General features: G+C 39.4%; 16 protein-coding genes and 1 pseudogene. 2 read left to right on the top strand and 15 right to left on the bottom strand.

Features of this window, described 5'->3' with window-relative positions:
• Window positions 1-53: 53 nt before the first annotated feature.
• The 15 genes from I6F10_RS10170 to I6F10_RS10100 all read right to left on the bottom strand — a co-directional run bounded on the left by I6F10_RS10170 (window position 54) and on the right by I6F10_RS10100 (window position 18,950).
• On the bottom strand, window positions 54-4,142 hold the full coding sequence (locus tag I6F10_RS10170) for a hypothetical protein (RefSeq protein ID WP_165742657.1): 4,089 nt from the start codon (window positions 4,140-4,142) through the stop codon (window positions 54-56).
• A 296-nt stretch (window positions 4,143-4,438) separates the two neighbouring features.
• Entirely contained in the window at window positions 4,439-5,767 is a 1,329-nt protein-coding gene (locus I6F10_RS10165) for a tetratricopeptide repeat protein (RefSeq protein WP_165742656.1), read from the bottom strand.
• 44 nt (window positions 5,768-5,811) lie between these two features.
• Window positions 5,812-6,417, bottom strand: a complete 606-nt coding sequence (locus tag I6F10_RS10160) for an energy transducer TonB (protein WP_197098794.1) — start codon at window positions 6,415-6,417, stop codon at window positions 5,812-5,814.
• Window positions 6,418-6,429: 12 nt separating this feature from the next.
• Window positions 6,430-6,843: an ExbD/TolR family protein gene (locus I6F10_RS10155; RefSeq protein WP_004334764.1), complete on the bottom strand. Its 414-nt coding sequence runs from the start codon at window positions 6,841-6,843 to the stop codon at window positions 6,430-6,432.
• A 53-nt stretch (window positions 6,844-6,896) separates the two neighbouring features.
• Window positions 6,897-7,424, bottom strand: coding sequence for a MotA/TolQ/ExbB proton channel family protein (locus I6F10_RS10150; protein ID WP_165742654.1), 528 nt, complete (start codon window positions 7,422-7,424; stop codon window positions 6,897-6,899).
• A gap of 3 nt (window positions 7,425-7,427) precedes the next feature.
• Entirely contained in the window at window positions 7,428-8,795 is a 1,368-nt protein-coding gene (locus I6F10_RS10145; RefSeq protein ID WP_004334754.1) for a MotA/TolQ/ExbB proton channel family protein, read from the bottom strand.
• Between the two features lie 10 nt (window positions 8,796-8,805).
• A complete protein-coding gene (locus I6F10_RS10140; protein ID WP_004334751.1) occupies window positions 8,806-9,558 on the bottom strand; it encodes a DUF3450 domain-containing protein in 753 nt (250 codons plus the stop codon).
• Between the two features lie 252 nt (window positions 9,559-9,810).
• Window positions 9,811-10,425, bottom strand: coding sequence for a DsbA family protein (locus I6F10_RS10135; RefSeq protein ID WP_165742653.1), 615 nt, complete (start codon window positions 10,423-10,425; stop codon window positions 9,811-9,813).
• A 13-nt stretch (window positions 10,426-10,438) separates the two neighbouring features.
• Window positions 10,439-11,521, bottom strand: coding sequence for a GGDEF domain-containing protein (locus tag I6F10_RS10130; protein WP_165742652.1), 1,083 nt, complete (start codon window positions 11,519-11,521; stop codon window positions 10,439-10,441).
• Between the two features lie 5 nt (window positions 11,522-11,526).
• Window positions 11,527-13,416 (bottom strand): methyl-accepting chemotaxis protein, encoded by a 1,890-nt coding sequence (locus tag I6F10_RS10125; RefSeq protein WP_165742651.1) that lies wholly within the window; start codon window positions 13,414-13,416, stop codon window positions 11,527-11,529.
• Between the two features lie 256 nt (window positions 13,417-13,672).
• Window positions 13,673-14,929, bottom strand: coding sequence for a sugar MFS transporter (locus I6F10_RS10120; RefSeq protein ID WP_165742650.1), 1,257 nt, complete (start codon window positions 14,927-14,929; stop codon window positions 13,673-13,675).
• Window positions 14,930-15,017: 88 nt separating this feature from the next.
• Window positions 15,018-15,908: a substrate-binding periplasmic protein gene (locus tag I6F10_RS10115; RefSeq protein WP_165742649.1), complete on the bottom strand. Its 891-nt coding sequence runs from the start codon at window positions 15,906-15,908 to the stop codon at window positions 15,018-15,020.
• Window positions 15,909-15,986: 78 nt separating this feature from the next.
• Window positions 15,987-16,499, bottom strand: coding sequence for an RNA methyltransferase (locus tag I6F10_RS10110; protein WP_165742648.1), 513 nt, complete (start codon window positions 16,497-16,499; stop codon window positions 15,987-15,989).
• The gene (locus I6F10_RS10105) at window positions 16,499-17,011 is read right to left on the bottom strand and encodes a YcgN family cysteine cluster protein (RefSeq protein WP_004334734.1); all 513 of its coding nucleotides are present in this window, start codon (window positions 17,009-17,011) and stop codon (window positions 16,499-16,501) included. The genes I6F10_RS10110 and I6F10_RS10105 overlap by 1 nt, the downstream gene beginning before the upstream one ends.
• Window positions 17,012-17,108: 97 nt before the next feature.
• Window positions 17,109-18,950 (bottom strand): DUF885 domain-containing protein, encoded by a 1,842-nt coding sequence (locus I6F10_RS10100; RefSeq protein ID WP_165742647.1) that lies wholly within the window; start codon window positions 18,948-18,950, stop codon window positions 17,109-17,111.
• 154 nt (window positions 18,951-19,104) lie between these two features.
• On the opposite strand from I6F10_RS10100, the gene I6F10_RS10095 reads away from it, so the two are divergent.
• Both I6F10_RS10095 and I6F10_RS10090 read left to right on the top strand, forming a co-directional pair.
• The gene (locus I6F10_RS10095) at window positions 19,105-20,382 is read left to right on the top strand and encodes a Xaa-Pro dipeptidase (RefSeq protein ID WP_165742646.1); all 1,278 of its coding nucleotides are present in this window, start codon (window positions 19,105-19,107) and stop codon (window positions 20,380-20,382) included.
• A 218-nt stretch (window positions 20,383-20,600) separates the two neighbouring features.
• A pseudogene (locus I6F10_RS10090) lies at window positions 20,601-22,823 on the top strand (TonB-dependent receptor); the annotation flags it as partial.
• Window positions 22,824-22,925 lie beyond the last annotated feature (102 nt).

Raw genomic sequence — 22,925 nt, 5'->3', positions numbered from 1 at the left:
GAAACAAAACAAGACATTAGCCGAGCTTTCGCTCGGCTATAATGTGGTTTGGATTAAAGACCTACCTTAACCCAACCTGCTGTCCAGTCTGTTTGTGCATCCATTGCACCAATATAATCTACTGAATCAAAGTAACTATCTAGGCTTGAAGAATCAAAACCATTACCTAACAGTAATGACTCAGCCGAAGGCATATAACCGTTATCTGCTAAACCAAGGTCTGTGGCTGCTTGCACAGAGTTACCTGTTTGGCCTAAGAACCAAGACTCAACATTACCAGTACCAATTGCTTGCGTACCAAAGTTATTTGCCGTTTCACATGCAACAACTGAGTGAGTAACAGTTAATGTACCATCCTCTGCGCGAGGAGCTGAATCTGAACCTACACGTAAACAATTTGAATAATCTGCCCCACCTGTCACAACCACGTTTTTAAGCATACCCGCAGTGCCTGCACGTAGACGTATACCGTTAACCCCAACATTACCAATAATAGTAACATTAGAAATTGTAGGCATTGTGAGTGGAGTTGCACTTGAATCAAACTCAGAGTTATCCGCCTCAATTGCATTATCACCTGTTGAGTCAGCTTGCTTGATAAGTACGTATTGCGCTTTACCCGTCCAACCAAATGACCAATCTAGTGAGTCATCACCAATATTAGTTAAAACCAGGTGACTGATGTTTGCAGTACCACCGAAAAATTCAACACCATCGTCCAGATTTTCATGAACGTGAATGTAATCAAGCTCTGTTTGACTACCAACACCCGCAAGCGTAATGCCGTTTAACTCATCTCCGTTACCTAGCGTTTTACCTGCTTGTTTAACTGCCACGTATTTTAAAGTACCTGAGTTATCTTCTGGGTCATTACCACCAAATTGGCCAGCATCACCTTCAGCAGACACACCACAGTTCGCAAGCTCATCAGCGTTAGCTTCGCCTTCTTGATCGCCACACGAGTTAGCCGGTGCATTACCTAAAAGCACTAAACCGCCCCATTGACCAATAGTCGTTTCGCCACCAGTAACATCTTCAATAGACGTCATAGTAATTGGCTGAGTTGCACTGCCCACAGCCTCTATTTTAGAACCACGACGAACAACTAAAAAGTCATCACCCGACTCGCCAATAAGCGTAGTACCAAATTGAACATATAAAGTCGTTTCATCAACGCGGTCATTACCTACGGCTGTACGGCCTTTGAGAATCCAATGGGCATCGTTAGTTAATGTTACGTCTGAAGTGAATACAACATCAGAAGTTAACTGATAAACTGGCTTGTCTGTGATTTCAGGAAAGCTCGCTGATACATCAGTAGCAAAACCCTGCTCTAAGGCATTTTGAATATCATCCGGAAAACTTGGTGTTATAGCAACTGTCCAACCATCCATCCAGTTATTATCGCCATCAAACGCACCAATATAATCTGTTTTAGTAAAGAACGAATCAAGGTCTGACGAATCAACACCCGAACCTAATAATGGTGAGCTAGATTTAGGTGTAAAGCCATCGGTTGCTAAACTAAGGCCAGCAGCTGTCAGCGTTTGGTTGCCTGTTTGGCCTTCAAACCAAGATTGAACATTACCACCACCAATTGCTTCACTGCCAAAGTTATTATCTTCACTACATGCCACTACTGAGTTTTCAATAGAAAGCTCACCAGATTCTGCATTTGCTACAGAGTCAGAACCCACACGTAAACAGTTTGAGTAACCTTCAGGTCCTGTAATTACTACATTACGTAGAACGCCCGCTGTACCTGCACGTAAACGAACACCGTTAGTACCATCAGCACCTACAATTGTTACGTTAGAAATTAGTGGCTTTGTTAAAGGTGTAGCATTTGAATCAAATTCTGAGTTATCCGCTTCAATAGCGTTATCACCACCAACAGCACTTTGTTGAATATAAATATTTTGCGCACGACCTGTCCAACCAAACGACCAATCAAATGCATCATCACCAATGTCAGTAAGTACTATGTTACGAACATTTACAGTACCACCAAAAAACTCAACGCCATCATCAAGGTTTTGATGAACTTGGATATATTCTACTTTTGTTGCAGAGCCTACACCCGCAAACGAAATACCATTAAGCTCATCACCGTTACCGAGAGTTTTACCTGCGTGCTTAACGACAATATAACGAAGTACACCTGAGTTATCATCGCTAATATCGCCACCAAACTGACCAGCGTCACCTTCAGCTGATACACCACAGTTAGCAAGTTCTTCAGCAGTCGTTTCGCCAGTTTGATCGCCACACGAGTTAGCAGGAGCATTACCTAAAAGTACTAAACCGCCCCATTGACCAATTGTTGTTTCAGCGCCTGTTACATCTTCAATAGATGTCATTGTAATAGGTGCAGTTGCATTACCATTTGCGTTAATTTGCGAACCACGACGAACAACTAAAAAGTCATCACCTGATTCACCAATTAATGTCGTGCCTGCTTGAACATAAAGTGTTGTAGCGTCTGCACGGTCATTACCTACTGCGGTACGGCCATTTAAAATCCAATGTGCGTCATTTGTAAGTGTTACATCCGCTGTAAACGTTGTATCTTCAGCTAAGCGATATACTGGCTTATCTGTAATTTCTGGAAATTCGCTAGATACATCTGAGGCTAAACCTTGTGATAGCGCATTATCAATATCAGTAGGGAAGCCACCATTGATACCAACAGTCCAACCTTCCATCCAATTAGTTGAGCCATCAAATGCACCAATTTGAGTATTTGCAATAAGTGGCGAGCCAGCAAGTGGTGTATAACCGTTGTCATCTAGCATTAAATCAGCTGGGGTAAGCGTTTGGTTAGCGTCTTGGCCTTCAAACCAAGATTGTACATCGCCACCGTTAATAACTTCGCTGCCAAAGTTATTCGCTGCAGTTTGACAAGCAACAATAGAGTTTGTAATCGTAAGTGTGCCATCCTCAGCACGAGGTACTGAATCTGAACCTACACGTAAACAGTTTTCATAAGTAGCTGGGCCCGTTACAAATACATTTTTAAGAACCCCAGCAGTACCCGCACGTAAACGAATGCCGTTATTGCCCTCAGCACCCACAATTGTAACGTTTGAAATAGTAGGTAAAGTTAATGGTGTTGCACTTGAATCAAACTCAGAGTTATCAGCTTCGATAGCGTTATCGCCTACGTTAGCCGCTTGTTGAATGTAAACATTAGTAGCCGAACCCGTCCAACCAAAAGACCAATCTAGCGAATCGTCACCAATATTTGTAAGTACAACATTGCTTACATTAACTGTGCCACCAAAGAACTCAATACCATCATCAAGATTTTCATGTACTTGAATATAATCAACCGTAGTTGCAGAGCCAACACCGGCAAACGTAATACCATTTAACTCATCACCATTACCTAACGTTTTACCGGCTTGCTTAACAAGTACATACTTTAAAGTACCTGAATTATCATCACTGATATCGCCACCAAACTGACCTGCATCACCTTCAGCCGACACACCACAATTAGCAAGTTCATCAGCTGTTGCTTCACCTTCTTGGTCGCCGCAAGAGTTTGCTGGCGCGTTACCTAATAATACTAAACCGCCCCACTGACCAATCGTTGTTTCTTGAGCTGTAACATCTTGAATTGAGGTCATTGTAATGGGCTGACTTACAGTCCCTACCGATTCAATTTGTGAACCGCGACGAACAACTAGGAAGTCATCTCCTGTTTCGCCAATAATCGTTGTACCTTGCTGAATATAAAGCTTGGCATTATCTGCGCGATCATTACCAACCGCAGTACGGCCATTTAAGATCCAGTGTGCGTCGTTTGTTAACGAAACATCAGTAGTGAACACAGTATCTGCAGCTAAGCGATAAACGGGCTTATCTGTAATAGATGTAAACTCACTAGAAACATCAGTTGCTAAACCTTGAGTTAGTGCATTATCAATATCAGTAGGAAAGCCAGTGGTAGCATTTTGTGAATCATCACGTGATGACGTTTCACCACTTGTATCGTCACCGCCTTCAATAACGTTAGTTACTGTATCACCTTCATTAATAGTTGTGTCGCCTTCAGATACTACTAAGTCTCCACCACAACCAGCTAAAGATACTGCAGTTGCAATCAAACTTACTTTGAATAAGTCAGATAATTTCATTGTTCACTCCGTTAAAGTATTTAATTATTTTTTAGGTGCTCAAATAAACTCAAGTCACCATAAAACACTTAAATAATGCTTTAAGGTCACTTGAGTTTAGCTGCGGTTACAATACGGGAGACTTATGACAAAGTAGTTACAGTTTAATAACCATAAGATGACAATAGTAACTTATTTAAAATCAAACAATTGGATGCTTTTAGAGACGATAAAAACCGCCCTGAGGCGGTTTTAGTATTGCGATTATGAACTGGTTTTACACGCGTTACTTGTTAATTAGTAAAGCGCTTTAAAATTTACAGTAAAGCTGTTCTAAGTGTTTCTGCATGCACTTTTTCGCGCTTTACATATTTGATCCACTGCTGTGCTAAACGCTGAGATTTTTTATGTTTTTCTGCCTGCTCAAACGCTAAAATTGATGCATCAAAGTTTTGCATGTTGTACTGCGCCATACCGAGTGCAACAAATGCATTTGATTCAAAATCAAGGCCACCTTTATCAAGTGCTTTACGCGCTGCATCGGCGGCTTCTTCGTATTGCTCTGTGTTAACAAATACTTCGGCTAAACGTTGATCGTATTTACCGTGCTCAGATAAATCAGCAGCTTTTCCAAAGTAGGTAATAGATTTTTCATCTTCTTTAGCTTGGATCATCGCCTCTGCTACAAAAGCGTAGTTTTTTGCTGTTTTTTCAGCAATATCTTTATCAATGGCATCGCTCATCACTTTTGCAGCTTTAAACGCTAAACCATTGTATAAATACACTTGCGCTAATTGGCGTAAATCAGATTTAGAGGTTAAAAATCCTTGCTGGTAAGCGGCTTCAATTACCGCCAACTGTTGTTTTTCCCTACCTGTTTCACCATACATACCCGATAACTGCACCCAATACTCAGGCTTATTATAAAGCTTTACCATGCGCTCAAGCACTTCAACAACTTTGTCAGTTTGATTAAGCGAGTAATACATTGCACGCTGTAGTACTAACCAGTTTTCTTTAGGGATTTTGCCTTCGCTGTCGCTTAAAGCAATCACTTGAGATATGTACTCAAGCCCTTTTTTATAATCTTTTAACTGATAGTATGTTTGAGCTCTTAACAAGTAATAGCCTTCTGTTTTAGGCTGAGTGTTAATACTGTCCCAATCATCTAAAAAAGAGATAACTTTAGTGTAATCACTATTAGCCATAGCCAGTTGAGCCAAGCTAAATGTAGTGCTTAAACGAAGTGACTCAGGAATGGCTTCCTCTGCTACCACTTTTTCAAACGAGGCAATCGCTTTTGGTAAGTCGTTTTCGTTGTAATAAATAAACCCGTAAAAGTTATGCATCATTGCCACTTCGTACGAGTTCATGCTTGCAGCTCGCTCTTGAATGCTATCCAGCGCTTCAAGTCCACCTTTAACATCGCCATCGTCTGCAAGTTTTTGGGCACGAGCAAGCTGGCTATAAACCTTTTCACGCAGTGCTGGTACACGTTTCGTTTTTTGTTCTTGCTCCGCATATGCAGTAGCTACATTTAGCCCTGGAATTAGGCTTAGAGCACTTGGTGCAACAATACTTGTACTGATCGCAGCGGTACAAAATAGTGTTAACTTTAAAAGTTTAGCTGTAGGTAGTAATTTCATAATCGCCTCGCATTTCTGTCCGTTTACTCGTGGTTAATTACAAATTAACCGCTAATTTGGAAAGATATTTTGTTCTGAACACCCGCAACTTCAACGGCTTCACCGTTTACTACGCGCGGTTTATATTTAAATTTAAGGGCTGCATCCATCGCAGCTCTATCAAAAAGTGACTCAGGCTCTGCTTTTACTACTTGTGGGTCGCGTACAGTGCCTTGTTTAGTTACTGTAAATTCAACAATAACGTAGCCTTCTATGCCACGTGATAACGCACGGCGCGGATAAACAGGGGCCACCTTTACAATCGGTAAGTATTCACCATCACTTGTTTCAAGTGCTAACCCGCCGGCTAAATTTACATCCGCATCTACATTGGCACCAAAGTCAAAGTTGTTAGCATTTGCTGTAGCATCACTATTTTTCATTTGCGGTGATTCCATTGGTGGTGGCGGCTCTTTTGGTGTTGGTGGTTTTTGTGGCTTGCGCTCTTTTTTTTGTACGGTTTCTTCTTTTTTCAAGCGAACAAAATCAAGTACGTTACCCTTAACCGGATCCGTTATAGCGCCTTCACCGCCAGTGATCAGTGCCTGCATGCCTAAAAACAACATAAAGGTCACTACACCGGCTATCACTAATGCAACTAAATATCGCAACATAACTAGCCCTTAAGACGCATCTTGTGCGGCAATTGATACATCAAATGCGCCCGCAGCGCGCGAGGCATCCATCACCTTTATTAACATTTCGGTAGTGGCTTTTTTATCTGCTTGAATCACAACGCTACCTTGTGGATTTTCAGCTTTTAAACGCTCGATATTGGCTTGTACTGCGCGTACATCAATTTGACGTTTATTAATCCAAATCTCGCCTGTATCAGAAATCGCCACAAGGATATTTGCACGCTCTTTTTTAACCGCTGTTGCAGCTTCTGGGCGGTTAACATCAATACCGGCTTCTTTAACAAAAGAGGCAGTTACAATAAAGAAAATAAGCATGATAAATACAACGTCTAGCATTGGGGTCATATTTATTTCTTCAGCTTCATCTTCTTGAAATAGGTTTCCTAACGGGGCTCTCATTTTTATTCTCCTAGGATGAGCGGCTTTATAAGAGCCGCTTATCAAAATTTTGCTTAATGGTCTAAAACCATGCTGTCTTGTAGTAGTTCTACTTCGCGCTTAGCTTTTCGTTGTAAGTACGTTGAGGCAAATACCCCAGATAACGCACCTACCATGCCTGCCATTGTCGGGATAGTTGCTTTTGATACCCCTGATGCCATTGAGCGCGCACTACCTGTGCCGGTAATTGCCATTACATCAAACACTTCTATCATGCCTGTTACAGTGCCTAACAAACCAAGTAGCGGGCACAAAGCAACCATCACGTTAATTAAAGAAAGATTGGTGTTTAAGCGCATACCAGCTCGCGATATCATCGCTTCGCGTATTTGCTCTGCATTCCAGCTATCTCGTTCTGCACGGTTGATCCAAGTGGCTTTAATCGCATGCTTGTAGCTTCTAAAACCATTAAAAAAGTAAATAAATCGCTCGAGTATCAATAACCACATCGCGAAGATTAACACCCCGATGACCAAGAGAACTTGGCCACCGGTGTCGAGAAAATCACGGATAGCATTGATTGAGTCAATCAATAGCACCATGGTTTATGCTCCCTTCTCGCTTCGCTCTGCAATAATACCGGCGCTCTGCTCTTGAATAGTTAACAAGATATTTTTAGCGCGAGTATTAAGTAAGGTGTATAAAAATACCGTTGGTATGGCGACCACTAAGCCCAATACCGTTGTTACTAGTGCTTGAGAAATACCACCCGCCATTAATTTAGGATCCCCAGTACCAAATAAGGTGATTGCTTGGAATGTATTGATCATGCCGGTTACCGTACCTAGTAAACCTAGTAGCGGCGCAACAACAGAGATGATTTTGATAAGTGTTAAATTACGCGTCACTTTTGGCATTTCACGTAAAATAGCTTCACTTAATTTAAGCTCAAGTGTGTCGTGTGAAACACTTGGAAATTGATCTTTTACTTTCATTACGCGTCCAAGCGGATTGTCATCACGTGCAACTGTATCTTTAAGCTGGCGACGAATTTTACCGCCCATGATTAATAACGAGAAAAAACGCTCTAGTGATATAAGAAGTGCAATAACACCCACGCCTAAAATCACATAACCCACTGTGCCACCTTGATGAACACGTTCTTGTGTATCAGGTGCTTGTACTAATAAACCAAGAATAGAGCCGCCTGTTGGGTCAAGTGCAAATTGCACCACGCCACTTTTAGTGCTTTGTAGCTCTTCTGCTGTTGCAGTAAAGCGCGATACAGGTTGACGTGTTAATTCACTCAAAGAATTAGTCGAGGAATTAAACTCTAAATACTTACCGTTTGATATAAGGTTGAATGCGCCCACTCGCACAACTTCTTGCTGTGCTTTAGTACCGCCTTCAACAATAACACTTGCGTTAAAACGACTTACTTTACCTTGCTCGGTCATTTCGCGTTGTAATTCAAACCATACTTTTTCAATATCTTCTATTGAAGCAAGTTTTGAAGTTGAGCCCATCTTTTGAGCAAGGTCATCCATAAACGTACTGCGCCCAGCAATCTGAGCAGATACTATTGATGTCGCAAATTTATTACTAGAATCCCCTGCAACTTGCTGAAGAACGCCAAACAACTCTTTAAGCGAACCCATTCGTTTAGAAAGCGTGTCTGTTAAGTTAGCAAGTTTTACTTCGTTTTCTTCAAATTGCGTTTCTAGACGCTCAGATTCCACCAGCATTTGATTGCGCTTTGCTTGGGTATTTTTAAGTGTTTGTACTTGCTCGTTTTGGCGAGCAGCAAACTCTTGTTCACGTTGTTTATTTTGCTCGCTTTGAGCTGATTTACCATTTTCGAGCGTTTTAAGTAATGAATCTAAGTTCATTGGCTCTGCCGCTATACTTGCACCAGTGATGCTTAAGCTTGCAGCAAAAAGAGCTATTTTTGTCATTTGAGTAAACAATTTCATTTTCAACCTCTTATTCTGCTGCATGTACTGGCAGAGTTAACATATCTGGGGCAAGTTGTTTACGCGCAATGCGTAAACCTTTATTAATTTGGCTTATTGTAGAGTCTGGTAATGCTTCAAATGATTTTGTATCTGCATTCCAACTACCTGCTTTTTTGCCATCGCGTGTTAAGTAAATAAGCTCTAAACGGCCAATGCGTAAAAAATCAACTTCACGCTCTTTGTCATCCACATTTAAAAGTGCGGTATAAGCTTCAATAGTGCGCCCGTAGTCTACTTCTACTTGATACGCTTCAAGTACACGACGAAATTTTTCACTTGAGTTAATATCAGCACGATTCATCATTTCTTTTAAAGACGTAACACGCTTAGTGCGCTCATCAGCTAAAAATGGAATATCTAAAGATACAAACTGCTCAAGACCTTCAATCATTCTAAGCATTAGCGGCGTAATTTGACGTTCAATAATAGAAACCTGATCCATTGACAGGTTTAAAGATTCCATCTCTTCTATTTGATTATTTAATTGTTTAGTTAGCTGGGCGTTGTATACAGCTAAACCATCAATCTCTTTATTGAGGGTTTTAAATTGCTGTAAACGTCCTTGCATTGAATCTGCAATCTTGTCTATTTTTGTTTGTGATTGCGCAGCTGATTTATTAATTTCACTGCTTTTATCAATAACCTTATCTAAATCATTTGCGTGTACTGCTGCACTTGCGGCCACAATACCAGCTAAGATTAATGGTTTAACGCCTTTCATCGCATACACCTTTACTCGTTAGTTAGCGGATTTGCTAGTTTGTTTTTTTAGGTCATAAACTTTGTTATATAAATAATTTATGACTTAATAATTTCAATGAGCAGGAGTTTATAGATGAAACATGACAAGGATGTTGCGCAAAAAAGTCGCTTTTATGACAATGGTAACAATTAAGACTTACGAGGAGGTTCTAACGCGAATAAGGGTACTTGCTGGCCAAATACCCCCTATTAAGAAGATGCAATAAGGTGGTTAATCCAAAATTGAATTAATTTGATTAAGGGAATAGTGCCAATCGGTATAATTAATTTCTATAGGGTGAGCTTTATTATCTTTAATAAGCACTAGTGAGGGAAAACCTTGAATTGGTAAAGTGCGAACAAACGATAACTCCGCTTTAAATTCATCATTAAGCTCGCTTGACGCTAGCTGCGCCGAAAACTCATCTTTATCTAAGCCAATTTTTTCAGCCAAACTAATTAATGTACTTTCATCAGACGGGTTTTGTGCGTTTAGGTAATAAGCGTGTTGAATTGCAGCCACCATTTGAGCTTCTTTATCCGCTTTACGCGCTATAAGTGCAGCTCTACATGCGGGATACGTTGAACGCCTTGGCTGGCAATTACGCCAAAAGTTATAATTAAATTGCGTACCTAACTGCGCTGAAATTTTATGCCAAGTCCCCTCTAGCATCTCTTTCATATTTTGTGGCATTGGGTCTTGGCTATCAGGTGCTAGGCCACCGACTTTATATTCAATTGCTACTTTACCAGCAAGCTCTGACTTTAGCTTAAGCCAGGTTGGAGAGTAACCCCAACACCAACTACACATTGGGTCATGAACATATATTAATTTACTTTGAGACATATTAATCCTTCAACTAGTTTGAGACGACTCTATTGCGACCAGCAGCCTTTGCACTATAAAGAGCTTCATCAGCTTGCTTTAATGAATCATCATAATCAGTTACTTTATTTACTTGGGAAATACCAATGCTACAGGTGATTGAAATACACTGCTTGTCATCAGTGAATATAACATGCCCTGCCACGGCTTCTCGAAATTTGTTCGCAATTACAGTGGCTGTAGAGGCAGTGAGCTGCGGTAAAATAACGACAAATTCTTCACCGCCATAACGGGCCTTTAACGCAGTTGCCAAAAATTGAGACTCAAGAAGTTTGGTAAATTCTATTAATACCGTATCACCAAAATCGTGACCATGCGTATCGTTTAAAGATTTAAAATTATCTAAATCAATTAACAAAATTGAAAAAGGTAAGTACTGCTCTGGGCGTGTTTGAGCAAGCTTTAAAAAATGAGAGGTAATAAAACGTCTGTTTGCTATACCAGTAAGGGGGTCAGTATAAGCATCTTGTTTTTGCTCCAGCGTAATATCGGCAATAGCCATATGGCTTTTATGCCTAAAATACTCACCAATAAATGAGAATAAAAACACCATAGAAAAGGACGCTATAAAACGTGTTTTTTCTACGTTGCCATAGCTAACTTGACCAAAGTCAGGGCCGTATAAAATAACAATACAAGAAAACAGTAAGGTACAGCCTAACCAAGCACCTAGTCTAACCCCTAAAGATGCAAACGTTACGACAGGATAAAACATTAGCCAATATAGCGCGGTATTATCTTTACCGCCGGTATAAACAAGTGCAACAAACATCATGCACACAATGCTCATACTTATTAATGCCACAACTTGCAGATTACCCGTTTTTATAAAATAGATAGAACAGCTTATATTTGTAATGTTAACGATAATTAATGAAGCGGTCAGTAGTGGCGAATAAAGCTTATAATTAAAAAACACTAATACTGCGATCAACACAATTGAAATCCCAATCATGGTAAATAAAGAAAACGCTTTGCGTTGCATGTCTGAGCTATAAACACTGTCGATATTTATCAGACTGAGCCAATTTGGTTTATTCACATTTTTTTTAGTCATTAATTTTATACTTTAAACTTTTGAACCATATTTTCTAAAGCACTAAACTGTTGTTTTAGTTTGGTACATTCGTCAAGCGTGTCATTTAAGTTGGCCTTGCCTTGTATACAAAGCGAATTAATTGTTTGAATATCTGTATCTAATAACTTAACAACTTGGTTTTGCTCATCTGTTGCAGTGGCCACAGAGTGATTTGCATCGTTAATTTGTTGAATCGCTTGTATAACATGGCTCATTAAATTGCCAACAGCATCGGCTTGTTGCACGCTTTTTTCACTGCCTTCAAGGCTTGTTTTCATAAGCTCTACAGCAAGGTTTGAGCCTTTTTGCAACTGACTAACCGTGTCTTCAATCTCTTGCGTTGACTGTTGAGTGCGGTGCGCTAATTGGCGAACTTCATCTGCTACAACGGCAAAACCGCGTCCCGCCTCTCCTGCTCTAGCGGCCTCAATTGCGGCATTAAGTGCCAATAAATTAGTCTGCTCGCTTACACCTTTAATAACTTCAAGCACTTGGCCAATACTGGCTGTATGCGAATTTAAACTGTTTATAGTTTGCTGAGCTTTTTCCATATTACCCGAGAGCTGGTGGATAGTTGCAACACTGTGGCTTAATGCTTCTTGGTTTTGTGTTGAATGTTCATCTGCATTTTTAGCAAGCTGCGATGCACTCTCTGCATTACTTGAAATATCCATTAATGTAGCTGAAAACTGGTTGATAGCCGCTGCAACACTATCGGTTCGTTTACTTTGATCATCATACATAGACAGCGAAGAATGTGTTTGTGATACCAAGCTCTCAATAGCTGTATCTAATTGCTTTGTAGACTCTTTTACTTGCTCTATTGAATGCTGAATTTTTTCGATGAAAATATTAAATGAATAGCTTAAATCGCCAAATTCATCGTCGTTTTCAACGGTTAAACGCCTTGTTAAATCGCCCTCACCTTGTGCTATATCTTTAATAGCATCGTTTAAACGATTCATTGGCTGCATTAAATAGCGTAATAAAAGCTGCATCATAATTATAATAGTGATAATTCCTATCACCATAAAAACAGCTGCGGTTTGGCCAAAATTAGAGACACTGGCATACGCTTTATCTTTGTCTATAACAACACCTAGGTACCAATCTACGTTTTCAATACCACTAATTTTTGTAAACGAAATAAGCTTAGACTCTCCGTTTATCTCGTACTGGGTAAACTCACTTTGTAAAGGCGTATTAGTGCCAAAGATGTCTGATGTATTTTTTAAGTTTAACTGAGCATTTGGATGGCTTAACACTTGGCCTTTGCTGTCGAGTAAAAAACCATAACCGAGTCCTAAAAAGTCAATATCGTTGATAATTTTTGTCACGGTCTGCATATCAATATCGGCACCTGCAACGCCGCTAAATTGGCCATTTTGGAGTATGGGTACTACCGCTGAAATTGTAAGCTCGTTAGTGGTCACATCGATATAAGGAGTTGTAAAAGCGGTATTTGATTTGTTTTCGACTAATTTATACCAAGGACGAGAAGTCGCATCAAAATCTGGAGGTAATACAACTGATTGATCGTTTAATATAAACGTGCCGCTAGATTTACCTATATACGTATTTTTAAAGCTTCCAGCAAGCTCTGCTGTATTTAATAGTGAAAGGGTGAGTGCTTTAGAATCATTCGCTTTATGGGTTTTAGCAATTGATATTACAATCGCCAACTTTGCATTTAACCAACTCGCTATATTTTGTGAAACAGATTCGGAATTTTGTTGCAATACCAGGCTTAACTGATGCTCGGTTTGCTTGTGCATCGCAATGTAGTTATTAAAAGTAAATAATCCTAGCACCAAAACCAAAATTAAGGAGGCTGCAATAGTCACTTTGGAAGTAAATTTCAACGAGTTAAGCATATACATCCTTTTTATTATTTATCATTATTAGCCTTACTGTTTTAGCAAAAATTTAGCTAAATGTCCTAGTAAAAGAGACTTACAGTTAGGTTATTGATGAAAAATAAGAATAAAGGATTGTAAAAAAATAGGCTTTGGTGGGTAACTTGCTAATATTAAAATAATTAATGACTAGATTTATTTTTTATGGAACGTTCCTATTAACTGTAGCTTTATAAGTGACTGAATACGTATTCAGTCACTCTTGTATAGTCTGTTATTTCCACTTATTTGCTAAGCGAACAACATTTAAACCGTACCATGCAATAAATACATAACATAACATTGGAACAAAAAAGCTTTGCTGTATATTTACTGTATCAGCTATAAACCCTTGCAGTAATGGTACAAGTGCACCACCAACAATTGCTAAACATAACCAGCCAGAACCTTTGCTCGTCAATGATCCTAGTCGCTCGATTGCAACTGAAAATATAGTCGGGAACATAATTGAGTTAAATAAACCAATTGCCAATACTGAGTATAAAGCGACGTCACCTTGAGTAAAAATAGTGATCAATAATAGCGCAATAATACTAAATGCATTAAACGCTATAGCTTTAGAAGGTGCAATCTTTTGTAATAATACAGAGCCAATAAAACGCCCTACCATTGCCCCGCCCCAGTAGTAACTAATAAGTGCAGCCGCAGTATGCTCTTCAAGCCCTGCTATGTGCGCCTCACCAAAGTAGTTAACTAAAAAGCTGCCAATGGCAACCTCTCCACCTACATAACAAAATATAGCGAGTACACCCATAGTTAAGTGCGGTGCTTGCGTTAACGAACGAGATTCAATTGCTGTATTATTTTCCTCTTTGTGGGCTTCAATTTCTGGAAGCTTTATAAAGGCAAATACAATAGCGATAAGTAATAAAGCGCCAGCAAGCATTAAATAAGGCACTTTTACAGATTCAGCAGTTGCTGCAGATGCGGCTAAACTACCTGCAGTACCGAAAAATAATAAACCACCAACATAAGGCCCAACGGTAGTACCAAGCGCATTAAGTGCTTGTGCTAAATTTAGACGAGAAGAAGCTGTTTTTTCGCTGCCAAGAGCAGCAACATAAGGATTGGCAGAAACCTGAAGTACTGTTACGCCTGCAGCAAGTACAAATAAAGCGCCTAAAAATAGCCAATATTCATGTACTACAACAGCAGGGTAAAACAACATACACCCCATAGAAGCCACAATTAAACCAGTTAAAATCCCTTTTTTGTAACCAAATTGCTTAACTAAAAGCCCCGCAGGAATAGAAACAATAAAGTAAGCCCCAAAAAAGCAAAACTGTACTAGCATCGCTTCAAAAAAGCTCAAATCAAATACGCCTTTTAAGCGTGGTATTAGTACATCGTTTAAAACAGTAATAAAACCCCATAAAAAAAATAGGGTCGTCATTGCAGTCAGTGGAAACAGATAATTTTTATTTGGCTGTTCGTTGACCGCGAATGATTGGTTTGTATTTATTTCACTCACGTCGTTTTCACTCCATTAACAAGTTGAAAACGATTTTACATGTTTAAATATAAATTAGTTAGCGCACTTATGGAACGTTCCAGTAACGTTATTCACATTGCGTGTTGGTCGCCCTAATAATTCGGTCTATTTCGCCACTGTTATTAAACTGATAAAGCCCTTCGTTTATATCCTCTAATACTAAAAGCCAATTATGCGCACGCTTACTAATGGCAAAATATAACGAGTTATATTGCAAAGGAATGCTTTCTTGCTCAATGGAAGAAAGCAAAGACTGTTTTTCAGGTTTAGTTAAAGAGGAGTAAGCCACAGATGATTTCAAAGCTTGAGGATCGCCTATAACCAAATCAACACGCTTAGCAGTCAGTAGCTTAACAAGCTGTAAATCATCAACAGAGGTGATAACTTCAAACTCGCCATTGTCCATCATGGCATCAAACTCTGGCGTATTTTGATACCCTCGAACAACACCAATCTTAAGCCCTTTGAGCGAGTTCAAGTTTCCTGTGAAATGGTCTGTATCGCCTTTCCTTTTTAAAAAAGCAATTTCGCCACCTTTAAACGAATTAGATAAGCCGAGTAACTCTCGACGTGTTTTACCATCAACATAATCGGAGGGGGCTGTATCTTCTATAAAGTATTCAGGCATTAGTATGTCAGCCCTGCCTAGTTCTACATTTCGTACCGCTCTTGCCCAAGGCAAAAATTCAATATATACGCTGTAGCCCTTACTATTTAACAAGGCAATTGAAAATTGATAACCCCAGCCTTTATTACATACATTATTACCAATATAGGGAGGCCAATCGAGTGTGGCTAGATGAAGTGTTTGTTTGGAGTTTTTAGCTTCATAGAGCACCCCTGATTTATGGGAATGCCCAGTTAAGGTGTGTTGAGTACCATTTTGAAAATACTCAACCGATGTTTCAGCAAAACTATTACTAGTTGTTAGCAATAATATAAAATAAAACCAGCGCATTTTAGTATCTATTTGTGATTAATAGTGTTTTTAAGTTTAGCTACTACTATCACTTTTGCACAAATAAACCTTAACTAATCAGCTTTTTTGCCACCTCATTTTATTGTTTGTATCACGAGAGCTAATAATAGTATCGTCACTACTCTCAACGCCGCCTAATTTAGCTAAGCGGTCATACAAAACTACATTACAGGTTGCCGCTAAATTCATACAGCCAATAGTTGGAATATATACCACTTCATCGCACCACTTTAAGACGTCTTTTGATACAGAACCATCTTCGGGGCCAAATACATAAAATGCATTTTCAGGATGTTTAAACTCAGGTAAAGGTGTTGCACCTTCAATAAGCTCAATAACCACAACCGTTGCGCCTTGTGGCTTTATTGCTTCTAAATTATCTGTTTCGGTTAAAGGAATACGCTCCACTACATTTTTTGTATCTGTATGGAATTTTTTGGCATTTAAGTAGCGATTGCCTGTAAAAAAAACTTGTTTAGCGTCAAAACAGCCAGCTGCTCGCAATACACCACCAACATTAGTCGGGCTTTTAGGATTGATTAAACCAATTACGGCTTGTTGTTTACTCATTAATCTACGTCCTTTGTTGGCCATTCTGCAATGTACAAATCAAAGTCGTCGAGCTTTACATCGCAATCTTTTACTGTTTTGTCTTTTACAGAAATACCTAGCTCATGCATCTTTGTTTTATCACCATTATTTAATAACGGATGCCAAGAAGCCAAACCACGACCTTCATGTAAACGACGGTAACTGCAGCTTTGTGGCATAAAAAAGATGTCTTTAAGGTTTTCTTTTGTGAGTTTTACACAAGAAGGAACAAGCGTTTGGCGGTTTTCATATTCGCTACAACCACAGGTGTTGTTATCGAGATACTGACATACAATATTAGTAAATATTAATTGCTCACCTTCGCGTAACTGATCGGTGGCGGTAAATTCGTCTTCATCTTCGCTATCAATAAACGTATTTAAACAACATTTTCCGCATCCATCACAAATGGCTTCCCATTCGTTTTGACTCATGTCACTTAAGCTTTTTTTAAGCCAAAATTGTGTATTTGCTAATTGTTGATCAAACATAGTTTACTCGTGCCCCCTAAAGAGCGCGCATTCTACCGTATTGCTGTAAATGGCGCAAAGCCAATACCCTTTCAAAGTACTGGCTTTGCGCTACAAATTAGCTTTGAGATTTAACCCAACGCTTAATTTTTTCCTCTAGAATTGGCATTGGCAATGCGCCATCAATTAATATTTGCGTGTGAAACGCTTTAATATCAAATTTATCACCCAGTTGTTTTTTAGAAAAATCACGTAATTCTTGAATTTTAAATTGCCCTAACTTGTAAGAAAGCGCTTGTCCTGGCCATGCAATATATCGCTCTACTTCAGCAATTACATCACTTTTAGCCATAGATGAATTTGCAAGCATGTAATCAATACCTTGTTGACGCGTCCAGCCTTTAGCATGAAAACCTGTATCGAGCACTAATCGCATAGCGCGTAATTGCTCATCCGATAAACGTCCATACCACATATAAGGGTTGGTAAATAAGCCTAGCTCTTTACCTAAGCTTTCTGCGTAAAGCGCCCAACCTTCTGCAAACACGGTATAGCCACCAAATTTACGAAAATCAGGTAAGCCCTCTATTTCTTGCTGAAGTGCTATTTGAAAATGATGACCCGGGGCTGCTTCGTGAATCGATAAAGTTTCAAGTAAAAATTTAGGCTGCGCTTTTAAGTTATAAGCATTGATATAAAAGATACCAGGGCGAGAGCCATCAGGTGCCGGAGATGCATAAGATGCACCAGCTGCCGACTGCGCTCTGTAGGCTTCAACCGCTTTTACAACGTAAGGTGCTTTGGGTGCTATGTTAAAAAGTAGAGGTAAACGCGCATCTATTTTTTTCTTAACGTTTTCATATGCCGCAATTAACTCCTCGGGCGTGTCGTAGTAAAATTCATCTGAATCACGTAAATGATCAAAAAATTCAGATAGCTCACCTTTAAAGCCTACGGTTTCTTTTACTTTTTTCATTTCGCTTAAAATGCGCGACACTTCACTTAAACCAATGTCATGAATTTCGTCTGCAGATAAGCTAAGCGTCGTGTTTTTCTTAATTTGGTATTCGTACCATGCTTTACCGTTTGGTAAGTCACTGTAACCTACGCTTTCTCGACTATTAGGAATATATTGATTAGCTAAAAAGTCACTCATACTTTTATAAGCCGGTACTAAGTGCTGCATAATCAATTGACGATACTGCGCTGTAATTTTTTGCTTTTGTTGTTCGCTAAACGATTCTGGTAATTTTTTAATTGGTCCCCAAAATAGTGAATCCTCTGGATTTTTAACTACATGAGCTGCAAATTGTGGCTGTAATTTTTCAGCAAGTGGTTTTGGTAACGTAATACCTAGTTTGATGCCTTGCGCCATTGAACGCTCTACACTTGCAAGCCACTTTACAAAACCTTCGCTACGCGAGATAAAAGCCGTGTAATCTTCAACGGTATTAAACGGCTGAGCACTTTGACCTGAACCAAAACCTGCAAAGGTGTTATGCGCACCCGCCATTTGATTTATTGGTAGTAAATAATCAGGGAACTGCATGCCTTCTAATTTAAGTGCAAGGTCACGCTCTAATATTTCAAAACTTAAAAGCGATTGCCCTGTTAACTGTGCTTTATCTATAAAGTTTAATCGCTGTTGATATTTTTTATAAAAAGCGGCTTTTTTTGCTCTATTTTCTTTTGAAATCATAGGCGTGAATTGATCGTTAAACTCATTACGACCATTGTAAGTTGCGCTGATGGGGCTATATGTGAGCGATTCATCGTAATACTGTACAACAAGTACATCGAGTTGTTGCTCTGCTGAAAGCTCTGAAACAATACCTGCCGATGCGTTAACTGTGTTTAACTGTGTACTGGTATTAGTGTGTGTACTAAGCTCAGTATTCATACAGCCACTTAAAGCAAACATAACGCCACTGGCAACCAATGCTAATTTAATTGATTTCATGTTAATCCTTTTTAATATCGTTTTTTAATTATGCGCATTAAAGCGTGCTTAATAAAGAAATTACGATAGATTGCATTCATCGTATTAAATTTGCACTTTTATCTGAACTTGTTACATTTCTATTAATTAAAATATGATTTAAAAGAAAAATAAAATGAAAAAACAACTACTCAGCACCTCTATTGCCTTACTTTGCTTAACCGCTTTTAATACCCATGCAGTTACATACCTATCAGCTAAAGTCATGGTTGATGTTAAAGATGGCAAGCTCATTAAATCCCCTTTAATTACTATTGATGATGGCGTAATTACAAACATTGAACAAAATAAAAAACCAACGCTGTCTAAAGATGATAAACATATTCAACTCCCTGATTTAACCCTTATGCCAGGTTTAATGGATATGCATGTGCATTTAACGAGCGACCCTACGGTTCCGCGCAGTGAACGTTTAGGCCAGTCAGTTCCTAGAATGGCGATTAAAGCGGCTCATTTTGCTAAAAAAACCTTAGAAGCTGGATTTACAACAGTACGTAATGTTGGCGCAGAAGGTTACAGCGTCATAGCCGTGCGTGACGGCATAAATGCGGGTGACATAGTTGGCCCTCGTATTTGGGCTGCAGGCCCATCACTCGGCATTACTGGCGGGCACTGTGATAACAACCGATTACCTCCTGAGCTTAAATATACTTCAAGTGGCGTCGCAGACGGTCCATGGGCTGCGCGTATAAAAGTACGCGAAAATATTAAATACGGGGCAAATGCTATTAAGTTTTGCGCCACAGGTGGAGTATTTTCAAAAGGGACTAAAGTAGGTGCACAGCAGTATTCTTTTGAAGAAATGAAAGCCATTGTTGATGAAGCCCATATGCGAGATTTACCAGTAGCTGCCCATGCGCACGGTACAAGCGGTATAAAAACAGCGATTAAAGCAGGTGTTGATAGCGTAGAGCACGCGAGCTTTTTAGATGACGAGGCAATAGCGCTTGCTAAAGAGCATGGAACTTGGCTTTCTATGGATATTTATAACACCGAATACACGCTCACTTATGGCGAGCAAAACGGCGTAGACGAAGAAAACCTAAATAAAGAGCGCCAAGTTTCTAAAAGGCAACGTGATAGCTTTAGCCGTGCTGTAAAAGCGGGTGTTAAAATGGTGTTCGGTACCGATGCAGCAATTTACCCGCACGGAGATAATGCAAAACAGTTTAGCCGCATGGTTGAATTTGGCATGACAGAACTACAAGCCATTCAAGCATCAACTATTAATAGCGCTAAGTTATTAAAAATGGATACTCAGTTAGGACAAATTAAAACCGGATTTGCAGCTGATATAATTGCGGTTAAAGCAAATCCTCTTAAAAGTATTAAAACCTTAGAGGCAGTACCTTTTGTAATGAAAGCAGGGGTTGTTTATAAAAACCAGTTGTAAATACACACTATTAAGGCTGAGTTTACTCAGCCTTAATAAAACTCTCACCTATCTTGAATATGCCATAAAAGGGTCACCGCCCCCCTATTAGACTCGATTTTGTCTATTAATTATCCGAACAATTTTATTTAATCAAATAAAATGAACTTTCTATTCACTTTAAAAACAATAACCATTATCATTCGCGCAAATTCAATAACGCGAATAGTTATCACTCTATGAAAACGTTTAAGTACTCTCTTATTACTCTTGCTTGTTTAAATGCAAATATGGCATTTGCCCAAAATACACAAGTTGATGCTGATATTGAACGCATCAGCGTATACGAAAAGCAAAACCGCGTGGTGATGAGCTCTGGTCTTGCTACTAAATCAGACATGTCTTTAATGGAAACTCCTGCACCGGTTGTAATTATTGACCGAGAACTTATTGAATCTCAAGGTGTGGATAGCTTACAAGATTTAGTTAGAAACGTAAGTGGCTTAACACAAGCAGGTAATAATTACGGTATTGGTGATAACTTAGTAATTCGTGGTTTAGATGCAAACTACACCTACGATGGTATGTACGGTGGTGCAGGCCTGGGTAATACATTTAACCCAACTCGTTCACTTACAAATGTTGAATCTGTTGAGGTTTTAAAAGGCCCAGCAACAGGTTTATATGGCATTGGTAGTGCAGGTGGCGTAATTAACCTAATTGAAAAAAAACCCGATTTCGAAGAAAAACACAAAGTATCGGCTGAGCTTGGCCAGTGGGATAGCTATTCATTATCGTTTGATAGTACTAACGCTATAACAGATGATTTAGCTTATCGTGTAATGGCTAAAACAGCGTCAAGTGACGGCTTTCGCGATTTAAAAGAAGATCGCGACGAAATTTATACCTCGCTTAAATACGTGCTAAACGACAGACAAAACATCATGCTTTCTGCAGCCTATATAAAAGATGAAATAGCGGTTGATTCTATTGGTCACCCTATTCGTATTTACGATGCAGAAACTGCAAATGGCTTAAGCGCGGGTGAAGTAACTGGTGCCGATTTAGTAAACGATCCGACAGGAAGCGGCGTACAGTTAAGTGATGCACAACGCGACCAACTTGCTAATTCATTATCAGCATCAGATGGCTTAACACCTTATAGCTTTGGCACAAATGGTATTATTTCACCAATGGCTGATGCTAACGAAGGTGAAGAGTTGCGTTTTAAATTAACGCATAACTATTACATTACTGACGATTTGTTTTTAAACCAGCAGCTACAGTACCGCAACTACACATCTAGTTTTGCACGCCAAACAGGTGCATATAACTACGTCTATTCAACGCGCAGTGGCATTATTAATAATGACCCTCGTGCACCTTTAGTTGAAGACGGCGTACTTTACCCGTTTGCAGCACGCCGCCAAGAATACCGCCAAGTAGAAGCGGACGAAAAATCGTGGCAGTACTTTTTAGATTTACGTTATGACTTTATGTTAGGCGACGTAGATAACGAATTGCTTGTTAACGCCAACTATGAAGATAGAGATATTCGCTTTAAACAATTCTCAATATGGGATCAAGATTACGTACTCACAAACAATGATGGTGATGTAACGTACCAAGGTTCTTTACCGTATATTTACGATATAAGAGAACCAAATTGGCCAACCGGTAACTTTGAAGATTACGATCCACTTAAAACAAGTGACTACAATAAAAAAGTACAAGCATGGGGCTTAGGCATTCAACATGTTGGTTACATAACTGAAGAACTTACAACGCGTATTGGTGTGGCATATAACCGAATTGAGCAAACTTATGAGCACTTTGGTGTTGATGAGCGTTACAGTTCTAGCCGTGCAGAGCCAACACCTGAAGCGAGTACATCAGATTCTGGCTTAACGTATAACCTTGGTGCAACGTATCAGCCATCTGAAGATTTATCTGTATTTGTAAATCATTCAAAAGGGCGTACAGCGTATAGTGTATTAGGCTCTGTGGCGGGTAATGAAGCTGACCGAGAAGATTCAGAGTCTATAAGTAACGACCTAGGTTTTAGATTTAAAGCATTTGATGACCAACTACTCGCATCTGTTGTTATATTTGAAAGCTCTCGTACTAATTTAGAATACGCAAACCCGCTTTATGACGCTTTAACATCAGGCTCAGATGTACCTGAAAGCTATTATGATGGTAAAGAGCAAACAAAAGGTGTTGAGCTTGATTTAAATGCTTACTTGAACGATAAATGGAAAGTAAACGTAAACGGTATTTATCAAGATGCACGTGACAAAAGTAATCCTAACAGCAGCAGTTACGACACACGCCAAAAAGGTGTGCCTTACGTAACAGCAAGTACGTGGGTAACCTACTACGCAGATATGTTTAATTTACCTGAAGCTGTAAATATAAGTGGTGGTATTACATTTGTAGATAACGAGGGCGTTCAGAATTCTGTGTCAGCCTAAATTGCTAAATATCTAGCACACCATCTAATCTACCTTCGAAGTGGATGGCCAATTGCGACAATGTCAGATTCCAGTTATGGATTGGCATTG

Source organism: Pseudoalteromonas sp. SWYJZ98 (genome assembly GCF_015864495.1).
Taxonomy (GTDB): domain Bacteria; phylum Pseudomonadota; class Gammaproteobacteria; order Enterobacterales; family Alteromonadaceae; genus Pseudoalteromonas; species Pseudoalteromonas distincta.
This window is presented reverse-complemented; position numbering and strand designations above follow the sequence as displayed.